Here is a 16,099-nt window from a genome sequence, read left to right on the forward strand (position 1 = left end):
TCGAAGTGGCAAAGCTTCGGATCTCCAAAACCGACCGGAGGCAATGCCCTCGCACCAAGCGTGCTTTTCAGAAGGCAGGTGGCTTGGCCACCTGCGGCGGCTTCTGGGCTCTTCGCTGTTGTGCCTCGAAGTCAAACCCCAGCCAAGGTTTTCCACATCGCCTTGCCCTGGGCTTCGTGAACCGATGCGTATTGCTGTGGATCCCAACTGGTTCCGGTCAAGAGCAGCCCCAGCTCTGCCACGGTGGCTTGGCAACGATCACCAAAAGCCAAGACCTCATTGAACGTCAACCCAAGCGTGTTGATGTCAAAGGCGCCGGGCTCCTCGTCCAACTTTCGCATTTCCAGGTGGGCATGGTGCTTGTCCCGCAAGGTCTTGATCTTCGCTGCCACGGGATCAGCCGTAAGGCTCACCATTTCATTGGAGACCTTTTCCCAGCCACTATCGAAGCGCGAGTAATTTTCGTCCCGATCGCTCTGTCTGAACTTCTCCTGGAAAACAGCCGAGCTTTCGGGCGGCAGGTCACTGATAGGCTCGTCGTCGAAGTGGTCGAACATTCGACCGTAGGCTTCTCGGTAGTGCCTCTTGATCGCGGGATCTGCCTGGAGCTTGCGCCAAAGGTTCGTCAGGCTTCCGGACCGCCAATGGTTGTCGAGGAAAAGCCGTGACTGATCGCGCACCAAGTCTTGTCCAAGAAGCGGCGCCAGGTGGTTCCAGGCATTGGCACCCGGCGTCTTGTCCAGCTTGGTTTTCAGCCCTGCCTGGATCTCGGGATCTTGAATGAGTGGGGACAGGATGTGCCGGCGCTCGTCGAGGATGTGGCACTCCTGCGTGAGCACCCGAACGAATCCATCGATTTGGCGAATACGTTGCTCCAGTTCCTCAGGCTTCATTCTTGCTCCGCCTCCAGCGGCACTTGCTGGAACCGCACCTGCAGCCGCTTGATGAGCGCCCGGGTTTCCTTGTTTGGCGCACGCGTGCAGACCAAGATCGCCTCCCCGTTGGGCACGTGACGGATCGTCTTCTGCTCGGCCCGAAGAACGGCGCGGTATTTCACCGCTTGGTAAACGCCGCGCTGGAGCTCGTCCTCTGAGCACTTGCTGGTTTTAACTTCCACCGCCAGACGATGTCTTCCGTTATCGAAATGCGCGTCCAGTCGGTCACCCGAGCTCAACAACTTCTCGTTGCTCCCCGCGGGGAAGCTCCCAAAGTCCACGAACTCTTCGGGATGGCTGACCACCCACGCCTTCAACGCTTTGTGCTCATCGCTTTCTGGCCTGCCACCCTCCTGGACTTTAGGAAGGGGAAGAGGCGCATCCGCTGCCACCTCTTCAACCGCCCCGGCGGACGGGGTCAGCATGGTGGCTCCCAGAGCGCGGGCGACCTGGTCCCAATTGGGATAGGTGAAAACGTCTTCCATCGCCTCTCGCAAGTGCGCGCGGCGCTCTTCCTCGGTGTCCAACTTCTTGCCCGCGAAGTAGGCCGGCGAAATCGTTATGGCACCCTCGCCAGGGTGTTTCGTGTTCTTGTTGACGACGATTGCGTGGAGGGGCGGGATGGGTTCCTTCCACTGCTCGCTGAGCCACTGCAGGGCCTGGGCCACTCCCCCGGCGACGGTGCCGTAGAGGTCTTTGCGGGGTTTGATCTCGTGTCCGAAGGTGTCGTGCAGCTCTTGGGCCAGGTCGCTGTAGGAATGAGCTTCGCCCTCCTGCGCCCACCGGATGAGGATGGGCAACGCGTCCGGGATAACCCGGCTCCGCCAGGGTGTGCGTGCAAACTCCACCTTCGACCAATCGAACTTTTCCATCCCCTACTCCTCCCTTGTCGTCTCGCCATGGTAGCGGCGGGACCAGCACGGGAAAACGATGGGGGGCCGATGTCCTGCACCCTCCTTTCTCAATCCGCGTTGGGCAGCATGATGGTGACCACCGGCTCCAGGGCGTCCCCGGGCCCACACAGTGCTTTCAAGGTAACCAGGCGATGGGTGGACCGCGTCAGGCCAGACCCGGCCTCCAGGTGGGCTTCGTTCGACAACCAGTCGCCGGCATCGGGCAGAGCCACGTGGAGCTGGTAGTGGATCTCCGAACCGTTGCCCTGTTGCCGCTTGATGGCCACGTGGAGCATGAAAAGCACGTCCCAGAGCCGGCCGTCCACCGACTGCCCACGCACCTCCAGTCCCGCTGGCACTTCGACGTAGCGTGCCCACGCAGTGCGGGTGATGGCCACGGGCAACTTGAGGCCGGCTTCTTTGGCCACGTCGGACACGTCCACCAAGACGCCGTCCTCGATCGCCTGGGCGCGGGTGTAGGAATGGATAAGGTCGAATTCGTCAAACATGGAGCGCACCTCGCTGATGAGTAATGGCCCGGTCCAGGGCATCCGGTCCGGATGTCCTGGAATGGAAAACCCACCGCCCCACCGCTCGGCGCGGTCAAGGGAGGAAATGGAAGGGCTGGCGCGGCCCGCAGCGGAGCGAGGACACGGGCCCTGGAATGACCCTTGACCGGAGAGCCGGGCGATGGGGCCGCGCGGAGCGCGAGGGGCTTGAATTGGGCAGTAGCTTCGCCATGAAGTTGTGTGCCTAAGCCACAGCAGCTTGCCTAGCCATCGGACGGTTCGCACCCATCCACGCCATCTGCTTGTATTCGTCCTGGCTGAGTAGTTTTGACACCCCCAACCATTGCACCAGGTGGTAGGGCGCGATCGTTCGTGGGTAGCGCTGAATTCCCTCGTGCAACAGTTTTGGCAGGTAACACACAGAGCCATCGCGGCGCTCGTATGCGTAATAGCGGTGGCGGGCGGCACGCGTGGTCATGGCGTTTCCCTCAGTGCGCCCAAAGGGCACGATCGATGCAGCGTTCAAGGCGCTGGGCCAACCAAACGCTGAAAGGAAGGGCGATGGGGGCAGCGATGGCGAGAAGAGAAAGGGTCATGTCGGCGGTTCCAGTCGGTGGGAAGAGCGTTGCGTTCTTCCTGATTCCAAGGTAGACCGCCCTGGAAATCTGTCCACGGTTGTGGTGGACAAAATCTTGACTAAAAGTAAAAACTGCGGAGCCAAGGCCGCAGTTATTCCTAACATCACTTCTCGCGCCGAAGGCGTCACCTGCTCTTTTCCACCCCTGCTTTTACAGAATCCGGCGCGTAGCGACCGGTGGCGGCGCTGGGCCGTTGGCTCTACAGCCTTGTCCGCTTTGCACTGACACTTCCCCGGGCAGCCCATGCCTGCTCCAGATGGACAGCGCGTTGTTCGGCTTCCACCGTGGCCACCACGTGCGGCATCGCCGCCTTCAGCGATGGCGTGTTCCAGAACGGGCCGCCCCGGTGAGGGTTGCCGCCCAGCCGCAACAGCAGCAACGCCGTCTGTTCAAGTCGGCTGCGCTCGTCGGCGTCGTCGCTCAGCTGGTAGTCTGCCGCCAGCTTTTCCAGCGGGCGCTCGCACCAGTGGTTCCTCTCTTGAGGGTGCGCACCAGCTTGCAGGAGGGCTTCGACGATGCGGGGCCAGGCAAGTGCGGAATGGAGCGCAGGACCTTCGTTGAGGCGCCACGCATTGGGGTTGGCGCCCTGCCGCAGGGCCTGTAGAGCGCGGAAAAGACTTCCATCGACGCACGCGTGAATCAGCTCAGCGCTCGGACTTCCTGGCGGTGGTGGGCGGCGGTCACCCATGCCGGCTGCCCCGAACCTGGTTCCGAAGCAGATGTCCTTGGACGTAGTCCCGGATGATCTGGCGCACCGCTTCTGCGGTGGAAATCCCCGCGTTCACCGCGCCCTGCTCCACCGCCTCCAAGACGCTGCGCTGCAGCGGAAGGTAGGCCAGGCGCACGTCCCTCTCCCCACCCAGCCGACGCTTGCTCAGTGCGTAAGGGTGGGCGGCATACATGGCGAGCACTTGGCGCACGGCTTCGTTTCGGGTGACCTGCGCGCGCGCGGCGGCCGCCTGCAAGCGCTCCAAATCACGGGAGTAGCCCCGGGAGGACGGAAGGGTGACAAGTTTTGGGGAAGGGACAGGTTGAAGCACGTCGCGCTCCGGCTTAGGACGCCGCGTCCAACGGCTTGGCGGCCGCCTCTCGGACCACCGCGATGGCACGCCAACGGTTGATCGCAGCGCCGGCGAAATACAGGGCGTCCACCAGTTCTTGCGCGGCCCCCTTCTCAAGCAGGGCCCGGTTGCAGGAGGCGAACCCTGCAAGGATTCCGTAGCGGTCCGCGTCGTCTTTGGCTTTGTTCATGGCTTCCGCAATTTGAACGTTCATGTCGAATCTCCTGATTTTTGCTGGTGGGTGATCGGCGGTTACAGACGCACGCGCTGACGGGGAGCTTCCAGAGCGTCCGCCGGAGCTGGCGCTTGGTTCGGCACCTGTTGGCGCGGGTTCCACACCTGCCCACCGATGATAATGCTCGGACCACCTGCAGCAGGAAGGACCTGCGAAAGCCTGGCTTGCTTCGCTGCGGCGTTGAGCGCACGCGCGGTGTCCTCCTCCATGCTTTTGGCTTCGTAGATCACCGGCCCCTTCAAGTGACCCTGCGCTTCGTCCACGAGGGCGGCAAGGGTTTGGCCGAACTTTGACTTTGGCCCTTGGTTGCGAGCATCGACGTCCCAACGCTCGATCACTTCGAACGCCTTCTCGTGACGGTGGCCAGACTTGTTGAGCTCGCAAAGCGCCGCTTCAGCGTCTTGCACGTTGAAGCGAATGGCGGAGAGCTTCACCGGGTGCGCGTAACCACCACCACTCGATGCCGATTGCGTGATGGCAACCGCTTGGTTTCCGTCGCTGACCAGGTGATGAATTTTCATGTTGATTTCCTTGCTGGTTTTCGGAGGGCGCCATTGCCCATCCACAAATTCAAGGTAGATCGCCCTAGAGATTTGTCCACGGCTACAGCGGACAAAATCTTGACTAAAAGTTAAAACTGCGATGCTGAGGCCGCACTTTTTCCTAGCATCACTTATCGCGCCGAAGGCGTCATCTACTCTTTTTCCACCCCCGCTTTTACAGAAGCCGGCGCGAGGCGACCGGCAGTAACCCTGGGCTTTTCTCTGCACAAAAAAAAGGCCCCCTGGTGGGGACCTTAAAGGACATGGATTGATCTTGCACGATCAGTTCCTGTCAGCACGTCTCACTCCGCGCACTCCACGCCGATCCATTCTTCATCGAACCATTCGTCCAGCGTCGCCAGGTCTTTGACCTTGCAATTGGTGCCGTAATCCGACCCTTCGGTGTCGAACCCCACTTCATAGAGGAGCTGCCCGTCCTCTTCACGCTGCACATTGACAGAGACGGTTTGCTCAGCCAGCAGCTCGTCGTCTTCGCGTCCCAACTCTGCCCAATTGCGGTTCAGCAGGAAAGCCAGCAATGCGTCTTCTGCGGAAGACTGGAACGCGGGATAGCCCGCGGCGCCGGTCGAATAGGTATACCCAGACAACTGGTCAAACAAAGTGTTGGCAGCGGCATGCGCAGCTTCGTGGGCTTCCTTGACGGTGATGGTGTCGTTTGTGATGAGCATCGTGTGGTTCATGGCGAGATCCTTGTTTGTCGGTTGGCACTATTGCCTTCCCATGTAACCAAGGTAGATCACCATGAAAATTTGTCCACGGTTGTAACGGACAAAACTTTGACTAAAAGCAAAAACTGCGAAGCTAAGGCCGCAGTTTTTCCTAACATCACTTCTCGCGCCGAAGGCGTCACACGCCTTTCTTCCATCGCCGCTTCTCAGAAGCCGGCGCGAAGCGACCGACGGTGGCTCTGGGCTTTGTTTTTTGCACAAAAAAAAGGCCCCCTCGCGGGGGGCCCGAAAGGACATGGATTGATCTCACAGGCTGGTGGAGCGCCAGAGCTTGCCTACAATCCCACCCACGATCAGCGCCACCGGTATGAGCGCCGTTAGAGCCATCGGGGGCACGGAGGTGAAGAAGTTTCGCTCGCCCTCTTCCAGGCCCGGGTAGAGCAGGCCCACGGCAATGCTGACCAGCTGCAGGGCAACGACGAAGAGCAAGCCCACCAGGGCGCCCTTTCCAAAGCCACCTTTGCGCTGCGAAACCGGGAGCCCGCTGGCCCTTGCCGCGCGCACGCGGGCCGCGCGCCAGTTCAACACGTAGAGCAGAAGCAGCAAGAGCAGCACGGCTGCCCCACCAGCGGCTGCCAGGCCGGCCTGCCAGCCGTAGCCCACGTTCTGGCCGATCTCTTGGGCCCCGGCAAGAAACAGCAAGCCCGCACCACCCAGAATGACGGTGGCCGGTGCCAGCAAGCCCCACTGCATGTGACCGCCGGGGGTGTGGTGAGCGTTGTAAGACATGGGACCTCCTTGAAGTGGTGTTCCCTCAATGCATAGTGCGATTCCGCGCCTTGGCAAGGTCAGCCCTTCTTTTGGGCTCCAACCGGCACCCAGCCGGTGGGCTGCTTCTCAAAGACGAAGTCGTAAGCCGACGGCACGGGAACGGGATCGGGCTTCAACTGCTGCCCGCCCTGGAACCCGACCACGTCCAACGTTCCACCGGTCACGCACGTGGCCCGCTGGGGACCACTGGACGTGCACTCCGCGGTGAGGTCTTTCCAACCCCGAACCTCGATTCGTTGGCCCATTTGGCTGGAGAGGTTGGCATTGGCGTGCGCCTCGTAAGCTTGGGCAACTTGTTCAACGGTGGGCAAATCCGCCTTGCTGCTGCAGGCGGCCAACCCTGCGGTGATCAGGGCGAGGGAAACGAGGGTTGCTTTCATGTTGGAGCTCCTTGCTTATGGGTTAAATCAACGTCGATGGTTTCGTCGCGGTATCCGAGCCGAACCTTCTCTATCGTCACGTCCATCTTCGGCACCGTGCCGTCCACCCAAACCCGGTTGACGGAGAACACCACCAGGTCGTCTCGGTAGCTGCGACCTTGTCGCGCTAGGTTGGCGGCCTCTTGGGCGTCCATTCGGACCAGCAGGTGGAAGCGGCCGGCGTTGGGTGGGCTGGACACCCCTCCGGCGGTGCGGTGCACCCACGGCACAAAGCCCCTGCCTGTGACGCTTTGCCCGGCCGCAGACACCTGAGGCATGGGGATGAATCCTTCCAGCACCCCACGGTCGGCCCGGTAGGCAACATCGCCCAGGGCTTGGAACGTGGGACGAACGGCAAACCGTCGGATGGCCTTGAAGCGCTGCAGGCGCGCGTCGAAAGCGGGCCCATAACGGCGCTCGATGGCAGCCGGATCATCGCCTGAGATGCCGTTGGCGCCCTGGGCCTTCGTGTCCATCAGCCACCATTGCCTCAGGCACCATTGGCGCTTGTCGACGTCGATGCGATACGACGAATGGGCCATGGCGAGCAGCTGCATGTCGCAAGTGTCCACGCCACCACCGCCTACGGCCGTCACCCCGGCCCGCAGGTGCTGAGCCCCTTCCAAGTTCTCCTGGTCCAGGTCCCAGTAGGTCCCGGCCGGCTCAAGGTAAGGGCTCCTTGCCCTATCACTGACCACCTTGGGCGTGCCTTGGATGGCTCGGCCGATCTGGCGAAGCAGATCCGATCCAGCCCCCGATTGCGCCTGCGCTCCAGCCGCCGCAGTCAGGGCAAACGCCCCGGTCAGCACGGCCCTTCTAACTCCCTTCATGGAACCCCCTGTTCCCACCAATGGATTTGGGATCTTGCAGCCAACTTACGCGACACGTAGAGTCTACCCGGGGCGTAGCCTCTGGGTCATCCTGTCCGCATGCCTGCATTGCATCCGTTCAGCCCGTGACCGCCGCCCCGCCCGCTCCCCGAGCCGTGGTGGCCGCGCGTCTGCGCCAAGCCCGCGTCCTGCGGGGCTTGAGCCAACGCGAAGTCGGAGTGCGGATGGGGATGGACAAGGACACGGCGTCGGCCCGCATCTCTCGGTATGAATCCGAGGGCATGTCGATCAGCTTGGAAGCCCTCTTCGAGCTGGCCCAGGCCTTGGAGGTGCCCCCGGCCTATCTCTTGGCGACCAGCCCAGCGATGGCCGATGCGATCTTGGCTTTGGGCGAGCAGAGCGCGGCCCAGCAGGAACGTTTTGCCGAACTGCTGGGCGTTTTGGGTGAGCTGCCGGCAAAGAAGCGCAACGCACTCATCGAAAAAGTGTTGTCGCCCACCAAGGACTAGGACATCGGCGAACAAGGACGAATCGACCCCATGTGGACATGGATCACCAACCTTTGGCGCGGCAAGCGGACGGAGCCCACCCGGTCCGCCATTGCCATGGCCACGCTGATCGAACTAAACATGCTAGAGCTCAACGCAGCGGAGGCCCGCAGCCGCGTTGCACTGAACCCACCGGTCCATGAAGCAGCACTCCTTGAGAGATTCAAGGCATCTGCCCAGCTTGTCCTCAGCGAAAAGCCTCCATCCGACGCAGCAGACTCAACCTGGGAATCCCTTGGTCAGAAGGCACGCCGCCTAAACCGAGGATTCGCAGACCTCCGATTGCAACTCTCCCCGCCAGCGATCGTTGGTGGGGATACAGAGCCGCGCGACAATGTGCGTCCGGTCCTTTAAGGCGGCCAGGCCAGCTCTTCCATGCGAGCTTTCCTCCGTTGCATGTAGTGCAGCATTCCGCTGGCGCACTGCTCAACAACGGGGCTTTCCTCAAAGGCCCCAACCCCAACCGCTGTCAGTGCTGCAATGACGCACAAGTTGGTTGTGGCCACCGCGTTGACGGTGGTCTGAAAAAGAATGGCTGCCGGCACGTGCGCCCCGATCTGCCCATTGGGATCTTGATACATAACCCGAATGGCCTTCCCGCCATGAACCAGTCCGCAAAGAGGATCCCACGAATTGGTCACCGTCCGAGCCAGCTTCTGAGGCCCATCGTCCTGCCCGATGCGTGCAATGGCCTGCTCCACGTCTGCGGCCAAGTCTTTGAGGGCAATAGCCACCCACTTTCCTTTCTCGTTCTTCTTTCGGGGGCCGCGATCTTCCTGGAGAAAGTCCTCCAGCTGTTCGTCGTCGGCAAGGAACTGGACAAACACCGCCCGCAGGAATTGCTCAATCTGGGAGCGGTGCATTGCCAAGGCCACCGCTGGAAGATCGACGGGATGGGTCTCTAGGAGGAACAGCAACGCACGCCCGTAGTCCATTGACGCCCGCAACAGCTGGAAGGTCACCCGATGGCGCTCACTGCCGGCGGGAACAGTGATGCGGGCCATGCAGGACATGTTCGATTCCAGGCTGGCCTTGGCCTCTCTGGCCTCCTGTGCGATGTCCAACGCCGTGGGCTGCCGCGTGGCAGCACGCGGCTCCAGCGCATCGCGGATCGCATCCTTCAACGAATTGTGCGTCATATCCTTTGCCCTTCATTCGCGCATTTCAAAAGATGCCTCAGAGCTGCGGCACGATCTTCCCAGCAATCTACGTTCCAAGATGGATGGTAGACCCAAGTCATCCACGCCCCCCCGTTGCCATAATCGAGAGACCATACGTGGCGCTCCTCCAGATAGCGCCGCCTCCTGCCCTCTGAGTTTGCATGGCGAGCCTGGAAGGTAGGCTGGTCCGACCGCTTCCCGTGATCGAACATTCGCCAAGCGGTGCGGCCGAGCACCAGAATCACCTCTGGCCGGAGCAGAGGGAGGATCACCTCTACCAACAACTTCCCGCCTTGACTGAAGTCGGTTCCTGACGGACGGTGTCCAGCTCTCGTGCCGGCAAAGCGCTGGGACAAGTTGCAAAATGCAACGTGCTGCCAGGCGTGGGCGGCATCCACAACATTTGGGCTGCTTTGACCAGTCAGCAGGCGATCCAGCTCATCAAAGAACTTGCCACCGCCTTTCCTGTTGCAAGTCTGCATGTCGCCAAACGTTTCACGGGTGAAAGGACGAGTGACGACGGGGTCGTCGGTCCACCCAGCCTCCCGGTAGTGGGACTCGCCCAGTAGCAAGACGCGGCGCCCTTCAACTCCCTTCCAGTAGCCGCGGCCGACGTAGGGCACGAAGGCCACCTCAGCCGGCCACGCTTCCATGTTCAACTCAGCCGGATCATCCATGCCATTGACCTTCGTATGATGGTGTCAGGCTACTCCACACCGTGCTGCCATGCAGCTATTGCACGCCATCCCATGCCATCCCATTTTTCCGCCACATTTGGCCGACAGAAAGCTCTTGCATACCGCTCGCACGTGCTTTAACTGTATGGGCCTTCAAGGATCATGCGGAGGCCCCATGACAACTCACCACGGCTGGCAGGCGTGCCGCGCATGCCATGGACCAGGACTGGATGTGCGTGTAGAGGGAGGCTGGCACCTCCGTGCCAATCCCGGCTACTGGGGAACCAGCGTCCCTAAAACCTTGGTCCTGGGGTTTTCCAAGGGGGCCACCCAAATTGCCGCCGCCCAACACGGGAGCTTCGATGCGGTCGCCTTTGCAGGTGCCATGCGCCCTCGCCTCGCAGCCGTGTTGCACGAGCTTGGGGTTGATCTGGGTGGGCAGACGATCGACGACGCCCTGACCGCCGAAAGCCGCCACATGGGCGCCGCCTCCTTGGTGCGCTGTGGGTTGTCGGCGATGGAGAAAGGCAAGCTGGTGAGCAGTGGCACCATCATGCCCAAGGCCATGCGATCGTCGTTGCCCTTGGAAGCCATGAAAACATGCGTAGCACGCCACTTGGACCCGCTTCCTGATAGCGTGGAGCGCGTGGTCTTGTTGGGGACCACCGATGCCTACGTGAAGGGGGTCAAGGCGCTCATGCGCCAGCAATTCAACGATTTCCATGAAATCAACGAGGTAGCCTTTAGCGCCCAAGGCCGGACATGGGTGTTTGCGTCGCACCCCAGCCCGGCCAACGGGACCTTTCAAGCGTGGATCGACGGTGACACCGCCACCCAACCGGGCCGCAAGAAGTGGCTGGCGCGCCAAGCGTTGGGCCACATGACCCCAGCGCGGCCCCTGTCAGCTCCGCCTCGCCCGGCACCGGCACCAGCACCAGCACCAGCACCAGTCAAGCGTGCCACGCCGCCTGCGCCGATTGCGCCCATTAGGGCGTCCAACGGCGACCGTTTTGCCCGAGCCTTCCACCTGGTTCGCCACGATGGAAGGGTGATCGTCCCGGTGCGGATGAGGGACCGAGACACGGGAAACGTGGCGTTCCGGGTGGCCAAGATGGGCAACACCAAGGATGGCCAGCGCGAGATCCACGACGAAGCTGAGTTGTTGCGCTTGTGCGAGAGCGGGCAATACCAGGTGCGCGCCCAACCATTGGACAAGTCCACGCCGGCCAACTTTATTCGGCCGCTGCTCAACCACCGGATCGTGAAGCGCCCTGCCCATTGATCGCCGCACGGCGTGCCAAGCCCTCGCAGAGCAACAAGCGAACCATTTCGCTGGCATGCAGCCCCTCCCGGGCTGCCGCCTGTTCCAGCCGATCTTTCAGCTGCCGTGGCACGCGAACGGCCATCTGCACATAAGGTGGCCGGCTCACGTGGACAGCCTCGCCACGGTGAGCACCCACGCCAACGCCAAACCGGCCAGAATTTGGGCCCGCAAGCGGTAGCGCTCACGAAGCGCCCCGCTGGCGTGCCGGGCGTTGACCCAATGGATACCGGCCAGGCCCAGGACAGCGGCCAGGAACGCTGCAGCCAACATGGCGGCCAGCATCGCGCCCACGGTGGTCATGCCAGCGCTCCGGCCATGGTGGCCAGGACGAACCACTGTCCAGCGATGAGGCCGTAGCCGATAAGCAATCCCTCCAAGCCCGCCCAACGTTGGCCCGGGGTGCGCAGCAGCGCCGCGCTGTCGTTGAGCAAGGACCACCCGGAGAGGATGGACAGCCACTCAAAATCAATGGTCGTAGCGGTCATAGATCGAGCCCTCCCCTCCAGCGGAATTGATGGTCGAGGGCAGCATCACCTCCTCGTTTTTCACGCGCCCGAGCACGCTGGCAAAAACATCCATGAGCTTGGTGCTTTGCGCCGCGTCCAGTTCGGCCTGGCGCGCATACTCGTCCAACCCCGACGGGAACACCTGGCGTGCGCCGTTGACGGCCCCGCGCAACCCGCTGGCGTTGGGCATGTTCGCCCCAAAGGTGCGGTTCCACGTGTCGGAATACCGGTCCAAGCCGTCCATGCCCATAAACAGCAATCGCGCCAGCACCAGGGCAACCACGACGTTGACGACAAGCCGCTTCGTCAGTCTGAATCCAATGAACATCTCTCCCCCTTTGCATTTCGTTGGTCGGTGTCAGACGCACGCATCACGAACGTCATACATCTGGGATACACCGACACGCGAAACCCACAAGGGGGTTATTTTGACTAAAGCTAAAAATTGGGAGAAAAGCCCGATCACGCTGCAGGCGCGGCTGCACTTGCCCGTCAGCCGGCGCTCGACTGGGGCAATGCTTTGAACGGTCCGAGTGACCAAATTGGCAGGGCTAAATCGGGCCCAAGTCTTTGACCACCGCCTGGCCAGGCTTCAAAAAGCCCAATAGCAACCGTCCGCCAGCGACGGTCCGCCCCATGCTGGCGTTGAGGTATCGAGCCTGGAGCTGCGCTGCCACCAGCAGGTCCTGGGTGGCCATGCTGGCGATCGCCGGGCTCACGGCCTATTGCTGTACAGTTCAGACGCAGATGCATGGTTGTTCGATCGAGGCTTGCAAGCCAGTGGAGCTGGGGCTGAAGTTCATGGAAAGCTTGCCGATAAATCTGTAACAAGGTAAATGAGGCGAGAAGCCAAGCGAAGCGATGGCGCGTTTCAGATCGGGGGTTGCTTTGAGCGTTCGAGAAAATCGGCGTCGCTACGTCTTGACCGTAATAGGAGCCACGGCGGTGTGCCTCTTGGCGATGCTCGCGGTCGCCCAAGCCATCCTCTACGTGCGTGACAAGGAAGGGGCGGAGGCAGTGGCGGAAGCCGCGGTGACGCGCGCGGAGGCCATATCTCGTAACCGGCGCGTAGCGGCCGAACAAGCCTCTCGCATCGGACAGCCGCCTTGCTCCGACACCGACATCGACTCACTAAAGGAGATCGCGTTCCGCTCCATCTACATGAGCGACATCGGTCGCATCCGAGACGGACGCCTTGTCTGCAGCGCTCTCTGGGGGCGCTCGCGCCCCTACACCCTCCCCGCCCCACGCTTCTCCAGCGGCGCTGTCCGGCTTTGGCACGCGTCGGATCTCGTTGCCTCCCCCTACACCGGGTCCAATCTGATCGCCCAAGGCGACACGTTCACCGTGTCCTCCCCGTCTGCCTTCGAGAGCTTGGACCCTGCGCGCAGCAGCTCCATCAGCATCGAAACGAAGGACCGATCGTTTACATTCCGCACCTTGTCCCCGACCAGCCGCGTCGGCACCCCGTCTCTCGTCCAAGCTCAACATTGCAGCCGGGTGGCCGACGTTTGCGCGTTCGTTACCAGCCCTAGGCACGTGGTGTCCGAACTGCCCTCGGCGTTGCTCACCACCATCCTGGCAGCGGGTGCCTCGGTAGGGCTGTTGCTCGCGTTCTTGCTGATCAAACACCAAATCACGGCTCGGCAAACCATCCAGCAACGGTTGGTGCTTGCACTGAAGCGCAGCGAGATCGAACTGGCCTACCAGCCACTGCGTCGAATTGGCACGCGGGAGCTCGTGGGATTTGAAGCGCTCAGCCGCTGGCGCCCGCCGGGAGACGATGAGATCCCGCCGGCCATCTTCGTGCCCATTGCCCACCGATTCGGCCTGAGTCCTGATCTTTTTCGATACGTGCTGGCCCGTGCCATGAATGATCTCGCCCCCGCGCTGAGGGAGCATAGGAACCTCTACGTAAGCATCAATGCCGAGCCCGTGGACATGGCCCAAGAGTGCGTCGTTCGCTACATCGGCAGCGTCACCAACGATTTTGGCGTGTTGCCAGAGCAAATTCGCATCGAGATCACCGAGCGGGAAGAACTCGTGTCCGCTGCCGCAAAGAGCAACATGCAGGCCCTCTCAGTTCTGGGATACCGGTTCTTGATCGACGACTTCGGGACCGGCAGCGCCAACTTCTCCCACCTCGCCCAATCGCCATTTCGAGGAATCAAGATCGATCGCATGTTCGTGGCCGCTATCAACGAGGACTCCCCCCTGCGGCCCGTTTTGCCAGGGATGTATCGCATCGCACGTGAGCTTGGGCTGGATGTCATCGCAGAAGGCGTCGAATCAGAGGCGCAAGATTTGCTGCTCTACCGGATTGCTCCAGAGGCTATTGGCCAAGGGTGGCACTATGGCTGCCCTCTCTCAACCAAAGACGCGCTTGCCGCCATCCAAGTTGGGTAGCCCTCGCGCACGGGTCGACCCGAGCGCGTTCACTGGCGCTTGACGTTCGCCCTAGCAAGATGTCCGTGCGTCCGATGGACGCGACAATCGTGAAAAACTCCGCTAATGGCGCTGACCCCAATTGGCGCCGCCGAACCAACGGGGTGACTCCCCCTCGCCCTAGGTGACGCCCCGGCAGTTCAGGGCATCGTCGTGATCGGCACCCCTAGCAGGCGGCCTCTTTAGGGCAACGCGCGACACACACCCTCAGCAGTGGTCGCAACCGACTGGCCGCCGGTCTGGCCTTTTGCTGGTTAACGAACTGGCTCAGCGCTTTCCAACAGCGCCGCTCGGTGACTTCCCTGTGCCTAAGGCTGTCGCCGTGCAGCCCGCCTCTTTATCATGCTCCTGCGACGGCAATAGAGGAATCGGACAGCGGTATCTGGCGTGCGGACTGCGCGGACGACCCCGTAGATGAATTCTTCAGAATCCAATTTTCTCATCTGGTTCCGGTGGGGTTGTCGCGGTGCATCATATGCATTCCGCTCTGTTCAGCTTTTTGTTCATCTTCATGCCCAACATTGGACGTTTCTTCATCGATCAGGTTGAGGGTGTGCGGCGGGCCGACGGCTCGCTCTTGCAGGTCACGCGGATCAGTTGCGCTTGTCTGGAATGCGGCCGCCAACTGCGATTGGTTCCAGGGCGTGACCTGCTGGACTTGGACGGCGCCGCCGTGCTCACTTGCCCGCTCTGTGACAACCGCTAGGCGGTGGCACGCGCGAGGTTGGAAAAGCTTTGCCCCCAACCTAACCACCCGCGCATGGCGAGTCGTGATTGAAGAGTGGACCGCTGTGTGCTGGCCCGAAAGGGCCGATTGACGGTGCAGTCAAGCGGAACGCTCACCGGTTTCCAACGCTTGAGCTTGGGGCCACCCTGCTGCCAGACCGCGATTCGGTGGCCAGCCAATGGAGGAGGGGTATGCACAAGGCTGAGACGGAGGCGTTGGTCAAGTTGGAGCTCAGCCTGAGCGAGTGCGAGAGGCGCCTGCCCAACGCTGAGGGCAAAACCAATGCCTTGTAGTATGCGGTCAGTGCTTTGGTGGCCAGTTCTGCCAATCCCACCACGGTGCGCCTTGCATGGGCCCACCTGATGCCCATGATCGTCGACATCCATGTGCCTCCCCAGCCAACGCTCCAATGCAGACTTTCTGCTTGGCTTGCGTCATGGACTGAGGTCCGTGGCCGAGCAAATCGACGCTTTGCCCTGCCCCCTAGAGACCTCCCAGATCGAGAACGGTTGCTTGGCCCTTTGAGAGAATTGCTGCCAACAGACGACCGCCCGCTAATGGCCGCTCGCTGTCGCCGTTGAGGTAAGCGGCTTGCAAGCGTCCTGCTGCCATCAACTCCGCCCGTCCCATGCCTGCTGGCTGATTCCGCAAGGGCTCTCCTGGCGACGCCAAGCCTCCCACCAGCGCTTGGACCACGGCGGGACGGCCATCTTCGGACTTTGCATAAGCGGTGGCAACCATGCGCTGGCCGTGTGCCGACCAGCCGCCCAAAACCAACTCGGTGTGCATAGCGCTGATGGGTATGCCAGCGGCTGCCGCCGCGCTCACGTAGTTTGGCCAGAGGCGATCAATCACGCCGCCAAGCTCGCCGGACAGCCGCTCTATCGTGAAGTCTGCTCGAAAACTGGCTTGGAGACAGAGCTCGTAGATTCTTAGGAAGAACTGGGCCGACCCACGCGTGGCCAAGACGGCGTTGTGCTGAGGCAGCAGAAGCAACTTGGCGCCCTCTGAGTGCGCCCCGGTTTGAGCATCTTGCGCAAGGGTATCGACGGTCACAGCCAAGTGATCGGCACTCAGCAACACGTTCAAAATGCTCATCTGCCGTCCTTGGGATCCATTCAGTCGATTGA

The 16,099-nt window shown here is 61.6% G+C and carries 23 protein-coding genes; 3 read left to right on the forward strand and 20 right to left on the reverse strand.

Annotation, left to right across the window (positions count from 1 at the left end; translation table 11 throughout):
* Positions 1 to 131 precede the first annotated feature (131 nt).
* The 12 genes from AC5P98_RS12060 to AC5P98_RS12115 form a co-directional block, all read right to left on the reverse strand.
* Entirely contained in the window at positions 132 to 893 is a 762-nt protein-coding gene (locus tag AC5P98_RS12060) for an AbiU2 domain-containing protein (protein WP_080356390.1), read from the reverse strand.
* Positions 890 to 1,807, reverse strand: a complete 918-nt coding sequence (locus AC5P98_RS12065; protein WP_049406691.1) for a hypothetical protein — start codon at positions 1,805 to 1,807, stop codon at positions 890 to 892. Before AC5P98_RS12065 ends, AC5P98_RS12060 begins: the two co-directional genes overlap by 4 nt.
* An 89-nt stretch (positions 1,808 to 1,896) precedes the next feature.
* Entirely contained in the window at positions 1,897 to 2,337 is a 441-nt protein-coding gene (locus tag AC5P98_RS12070; RefSeq protein WP_239591828.1) for a DUF6573 family protein, read from the reverse strand.
* Positions 2,338 to 2,581: 244 nt separating this feature from the next.
* Complete coding sequence (locus AC5P98_RS12075; RefSeq protein ID WP_495230041.1) at positions 2,582 to 2,815, reverse strand: hypothetical protein; 234 nt, start codon at positions 2,813 to 2,815, stop codon at positions 2,582 to 2,584.
* Positions 2,816 to 3,174: 359 nt separating this feature from the next.
* The gene (locus AC5P98_RS12080; RefSeq protein WP_143048163.1) at positions 3,175 to 3,663 is read right to left on the reverse strand and encodes an ankyrin repeat domain-containing protein; all 489 of its coding nucleotides are present in this window, start codon (positions 3,661 to 3,663) and stop codon (positions 3,175 to 3,177) included.
* A complete protein-coding gene (locus AC5P98_RS12085; protein WP_088475617.1) occupies positions 3,656 to 3,940 on the reverse strand; it encodes a hypothetical protein in 285 nt (94 codons plus the stop codon). Before AC5P98_RS12085 ends, AC5P98_RS12080 begins: the two co-directional genes overlap by 8 nt.
* 88 nt (positions 3,941 to 4,028) lie before the next feature.
* Positions 4,029 to 4,250 (reverse strand): hypothetical protein, encoded by a 222-nt coding sequence (locus AC5P98_RS12090; protein ID WP_024956690.1) that lies wholly within the window; start codon positions 4,248 to 4,250, stop codon positions 4,029 to 4,031.
* 38 nt (positions 4,251 to 4,288) lie between these two features.
* Positions 4,289 to 4,792: a hypothetical protein gene (locus AC5P98_RS12095; protein ID WP_049406704.1), complete on the reverse strand. Its 504-nt coding sequence runs from the start codon at positions 4,790 to 4,792 to the stop codon at positions 4,289 to 4,291.
* A gap of 323 nt (positions 4,793 to 5,115) precedes the next feature.
* Entirely contained in the window at positions 5,116 to 5,514 is a 399-nt protein-coding gene (locus AC5P98_RS12100; RefSeq protein WP_049406706.1) for a hypothetical protein, read from the reverse strand.
* Between the two features lie 294 nt (positions 5,515 to 5,808).
* A complete protein-coding gene (locus AC5P98_RS12105; RefSeq protein WP_049396648.1) occupies positions 5,809 to 6,291 on the reverse strand; it encodes a hypothetical protein in 483 nt (160 codons plus the stop codon).
* 59 nt (positions 6,292 to 6,350) lie between these two features.
* Entirely contained in the window at positions 6,351 to 6,713 is a 363-nt protein-coding gene (locus tag AC5P98_RS12110; RefSeq protein ID WP_049396649.1) for a hypothetical protein, read from the reverse strand.
* Positions 6,710 to 7,309 (reverse strand): hypothetical protein, encoded by a 600-nt coding sequence (locus AC5P98_RS12115; protein WP_231347412.1) that lies wholly within the window; start codon positions 7,307 to 7,309, stop codon positions 6,710 to 6,712. The genes AC5P98_RS12110 and AC5P98_RS12115 overlap by 4 nt, the downstream gene beginning before the upstream one ends.
* Before the next feature lie 503 nt (positions 7,310 to 7,812).
* Between AC5P98_RS12115 and AC5P98_RS12120 the strand changes: the two genes are divergently transcribed.
* Positions 7,813 to 8,091: a helix-turn-helix domain-containing protein gene (locus AC5P98_RS12120; RefSeq protein ID WP_478416874.1), complete on the forward strand. Its 279-nt coding sequence runs from the start codon at positions 7,813 to 7,815 to the stop codon at positions 8,089 to 8,091.
* Positions 8,092 to 8,480: 389 nt separating this feature from the next.
* Here AC5P98_RS12120 and AC5P98_RS12125 read toward each other — a convergent pair whose 3' ends face one another.
* On the reverse strand, positions 8,481 to 9,269 hold the full coding sequence (locus AC5P98_RS12125; protein WP_049396653.1) for a DUF6988 family protein: 789 nt from the start codon (positions 9,267 to 9,269) through the stop codon (positions 8,481 to 8,483).
* Positions 9,266 to 9,967, reverse strand: a complete 702-nt coding sequence (locus AC5P98_RS12130; RefSeq protein WP_049396654.1) for a uracil-DNA glycosylase family protein — start codon at positions 9,965 to 9,967, stop codon at positions 9,266 to 9,268. Before AC5P98_RS12130 ends, AC5P98_RS12125 begins: the two co-directional genes overlap by 4 nt.
* A gap of 175 nt (positions 9,968 to 10,142) precedes the next feature.
* Here AC5P98_RS12130 and AC5P98_RS12135 point away from each other — a divergent pair, with 175 nt between their 5' ends.
* Positions 10,143 to 11,249, forward strand: coding sequence for a hypothetical protein (locus tag AC5P98_RS12135; protein WP_495230042.1), 1,107 nt, complete (start codon positions 10,143 to 10,145; stop codon positions 11,247 to 11,249).
* Positions 11,250 to 11,393: 144 nt separating this feature from the next.
* On the opposite strand, the gene AC5P98_RS12140 is transcribed toward AC5P98_RS12135, so the two are convergent.
* The 4 genes from AC5P98_RS12140 to AC5P98_RS12155 form a co-directional block, all read right to left on the reverse strand.
* Positions 11,394 to 11,591 carry a hypothetical protein gene (locus tag AC5P98_RS12140; RefSeq protein ID WP_049396656.1) on the reverse strand — a complete coding sequence of 66 codons (198 nt, stop codon included), beginning with the start codon at positions 11,589 to 11,591 and terminating at the stop codon, positions 11,394 to 11,396.
* Complete coding sequence (locus AC5P98_RS12145) at positions 11,588 to 11,776, reverse strand: hypothetical protein (RefSeq protein WP_049396657.1); 189 nt, start codon at positions 11,774 to 11,776, stop codon at positions 11,588 to 11,590. Before AC5P98_RS12145 ends, AC5P98_RS12140 begins: the two co-directional genes overlap by 4 nt.
* The gene (locus AC5P98_RS12150) at positions 11,757 to 12,125 is read right to left on the reverse strand and encodes a hypothetical protein (RefSeq protein WP_049396658.1); all 369 of its coding nucleotides are present in this window, start codon (positions 12,123 to 12,125) and stop codon (positions 11,757 to 11,759) included. The genes AC5P98_RS12145 and AC5P98_RS12150 overlap by 20 nt, the downstream gene beginning before the upstream one ends.
* A 223-nt stretch (positions 12,126 to 12,348) precedes the next feature.
* A complete protein-coding gene (locus AC5P98_RS12155; protein ID WP_153643641.1) occupies positions 12,349 to 12,516 on the reverse strand; it encodes a hypothetical protein in 168 nt (55 codons plus the stop codon).
* A 241-nt stretch (positions 12,517 to 12,757) separates the two neighbouring features.
* Here AC5P98_RS12155 and AC5P98_RS12160 point away from each other — a divergent pair, with 241 nt between their 5' ends.
* The gene (locus AC5P98_RS12160) at positions 12,758 to 14,203 is read left to right on the forward strand and encodes an EAL domain-containing protein (RefSeq protein WP_049396727.1); all 1,446 of its coding nucleotides are present in this window, start codon (positions 12,758 to 12,760) and stop codon (positions 14,201 to 14,203) included.
* 478 nt (positions 14,204 to 14,681) lie between these two features.
* Here AC5P98_RS12160 and AC5P98_RS12165 read toward each other — a convergent pair whose 3' ends face one another.
* Together AC5P98_RS12165 and AC5P98_RS12170 are read right to left on the reverse strand one after the other, a co-directional pair.
* The gene (locus tag AC5P98_RS12165) at positions 14,682 to 14,867 is read right to left on the reverse strand and encodes a hypothetical protein (RefSeq protein ID WP_154344369.1); all 186 of its coding nucleotides are present in this window, start codon (positions 14,865 to 14,867) and stop codon (positions 14,682 to 14,684) included.
* 585 nt (positions 14,868 to 15,452) lie between these two features.
* Complete coding sequence (locus tag AC5P98_RS12170) at positions 15,453 to 16,067, reverse strand: hypothetical protein (RefSeq protein WP_049396660.1); 615 nt, start codon at positions 16,065 to 16,067, stop codon at positions 15,453 to 15,455.
* Positions 16,068 to 16,099 lie beyond the last annotated feature (32 nt).

It is taken from the genome of Stenotrophomonas sp. YJH_SMC_135, assembly GCF_059372355.1.

What these genes read in the sequence shown, in the direction of transcription:
- AC5P98_RS12075 (WP_495230041.1), bottom strand. Translation starts at nt 2,815, where the DNA reads ATGACCACGCGTGCCGCCCGCCACCGCTATTACGCATACGAGCGCCGC.
- AC5P98_RS12125 (WP_049396653.1), bottom strand. Translation starts at nt 9,269, where the DNA reads ATGACGCACAATTCGTTGAAGGATGCGATCCGCGATGCGCTGGAGCCG.
- AC5P98_RS12120 (WP_478416874.1), top strand. Translation starts at nt 7,813, where the DNA reads ATGGACAAGGACACGGCGTCGGCCCGCATCTCTCGGTATGAATCCGAG.
- AC5P98_RS12095 (WP_049406704.1), bottom strand. Translation starts at nt 4,792, where the DNA reads ATGAAAATTCATCACCTGGTCAGCGACGGAAACCAAGCGGTTGCCATC.
- AC5P98_RS12170 (WP_049396660.1), bottom strand. Translation starts at nt 16,067, where the DNA reads ATGAGCATTTTGAACGTGTTGCTGAGTGCCGATCACTTGGCTGTGACC.
- AC5P98_RS12060 (WP_080356390.1), bottom strand. Translation starts at nt 893, where the DNA reads ATGAAGCCTGAGGAACTGGAGCAACGTATTCGCCAAATCGATGGATTC.
- AC5P98_RS12160 (WP_049396727.1), top strand. Translation starts at nt 12,758, where the DNA reads ATGCTCGCGGTCGCCCAAGCCATCCTCTACGTGCGTGACAAGGAAGGG.
- AC5P98_RS12110 (WP_049396649.1), bottom strand. Translation starts at nt 6,713, where the DNA reads ATGAAAGCAACCCTCGTTTCCCTCGCCCTGATCACCGCAGGGTTGGCC.
- AC5P98_RS12135 (WP_495230042.1), top strand. Translation starts at nt 10,143, where the DNA reads ATGACAACTCACCACGGCTGGCAGGCGTGCCGCGCATGCCATGGACCA.
- AC5P98_RS12100 (WP_049406706.1), bottom strand. Translation starts at nt 5,514, where the DNA reads ATGAACCACACGATGCTCATCACAAACGACACCATCACCGTCAAGGAA.
- AC5P98_RS12130 (WP_049396654.1), bottom strand. Translation starts at nt 9,967, where the DNA reads ATGGATGATCCGGCTGAGTTGAACATGGAAGCGTGGCCGGCTGAGGTG.
- AC5P98_RS12080 (WP_143048163.1), bottom strand. Translation starts at nt 3,663, where the DNA reads ATGGGTGACCGCCGCCCACCACCGCCAGGAAGTCCGAGCGCTGAGCTG.
- AC5P98_RS12070 (WP_239591828.1), bottom strand. Translation starts at nt 2,337, where the DNA reads ATGTTTGACGAATTCGACCTTATCCATTCCTACACCCGCGCCCAGGCG.
- AC5P98_RS12145 (WP_049396657.1), bottom strand. Translation starts at nt 11,776, where the DNA reads ATGACCGCTACGACCATTGATTTTGAGTGGCTGTCCATCCTCTCCGGG.
- AC5P98_RS12065 (WP_049406691.1), bottom strand. Translation starts at nt 1,807, where the DNA reads ATGGAAAAGTTCGATTGGTCGAAGGTGGAGTTTGCACGCACACCCTGG.
- AC5P98_RS12115 (WP_231347412.1), bottom strand. Translation starts at nt 7,309, where the DNA reads ATGCAGCTGCTCGCCATGGCCCATTCGTCGTATCGCATCGACGTCGAC.
- AC5P98_RS12150 (WP_049396658.1), bottom strand. Translation starts at nt 12,125, where the DNA reads ATGTTCATTGGATTCAGACTGACGAAGCGGCTTGTCGTCAACGTCGTG.
- AC5P98_RS12090 (WP_024956690.1), bottom strand. Translation starts at nt 4,250, where the DNA reads ATGAACGTTCAAATTGCGGAAGCCATGAACAAAGCCAAAGACGACGCG.
- AC5P98_RS12105 (WP_049396648.1), bottom strand. Translation starts at nt 6,291, where the DNA reads ATGTCTTACAACGCTCACCACACCCCCGGCGGTCACATGCAGTGGGGC.
- AC5P98_RS12140 (WP_049396656.1), bottom strand. Translation starts at nt 11,591, where the DNA reads ATGACCACCGTGGGCGCGATGCTGGCCGCCATGTTGGCTGCAGCGTTC.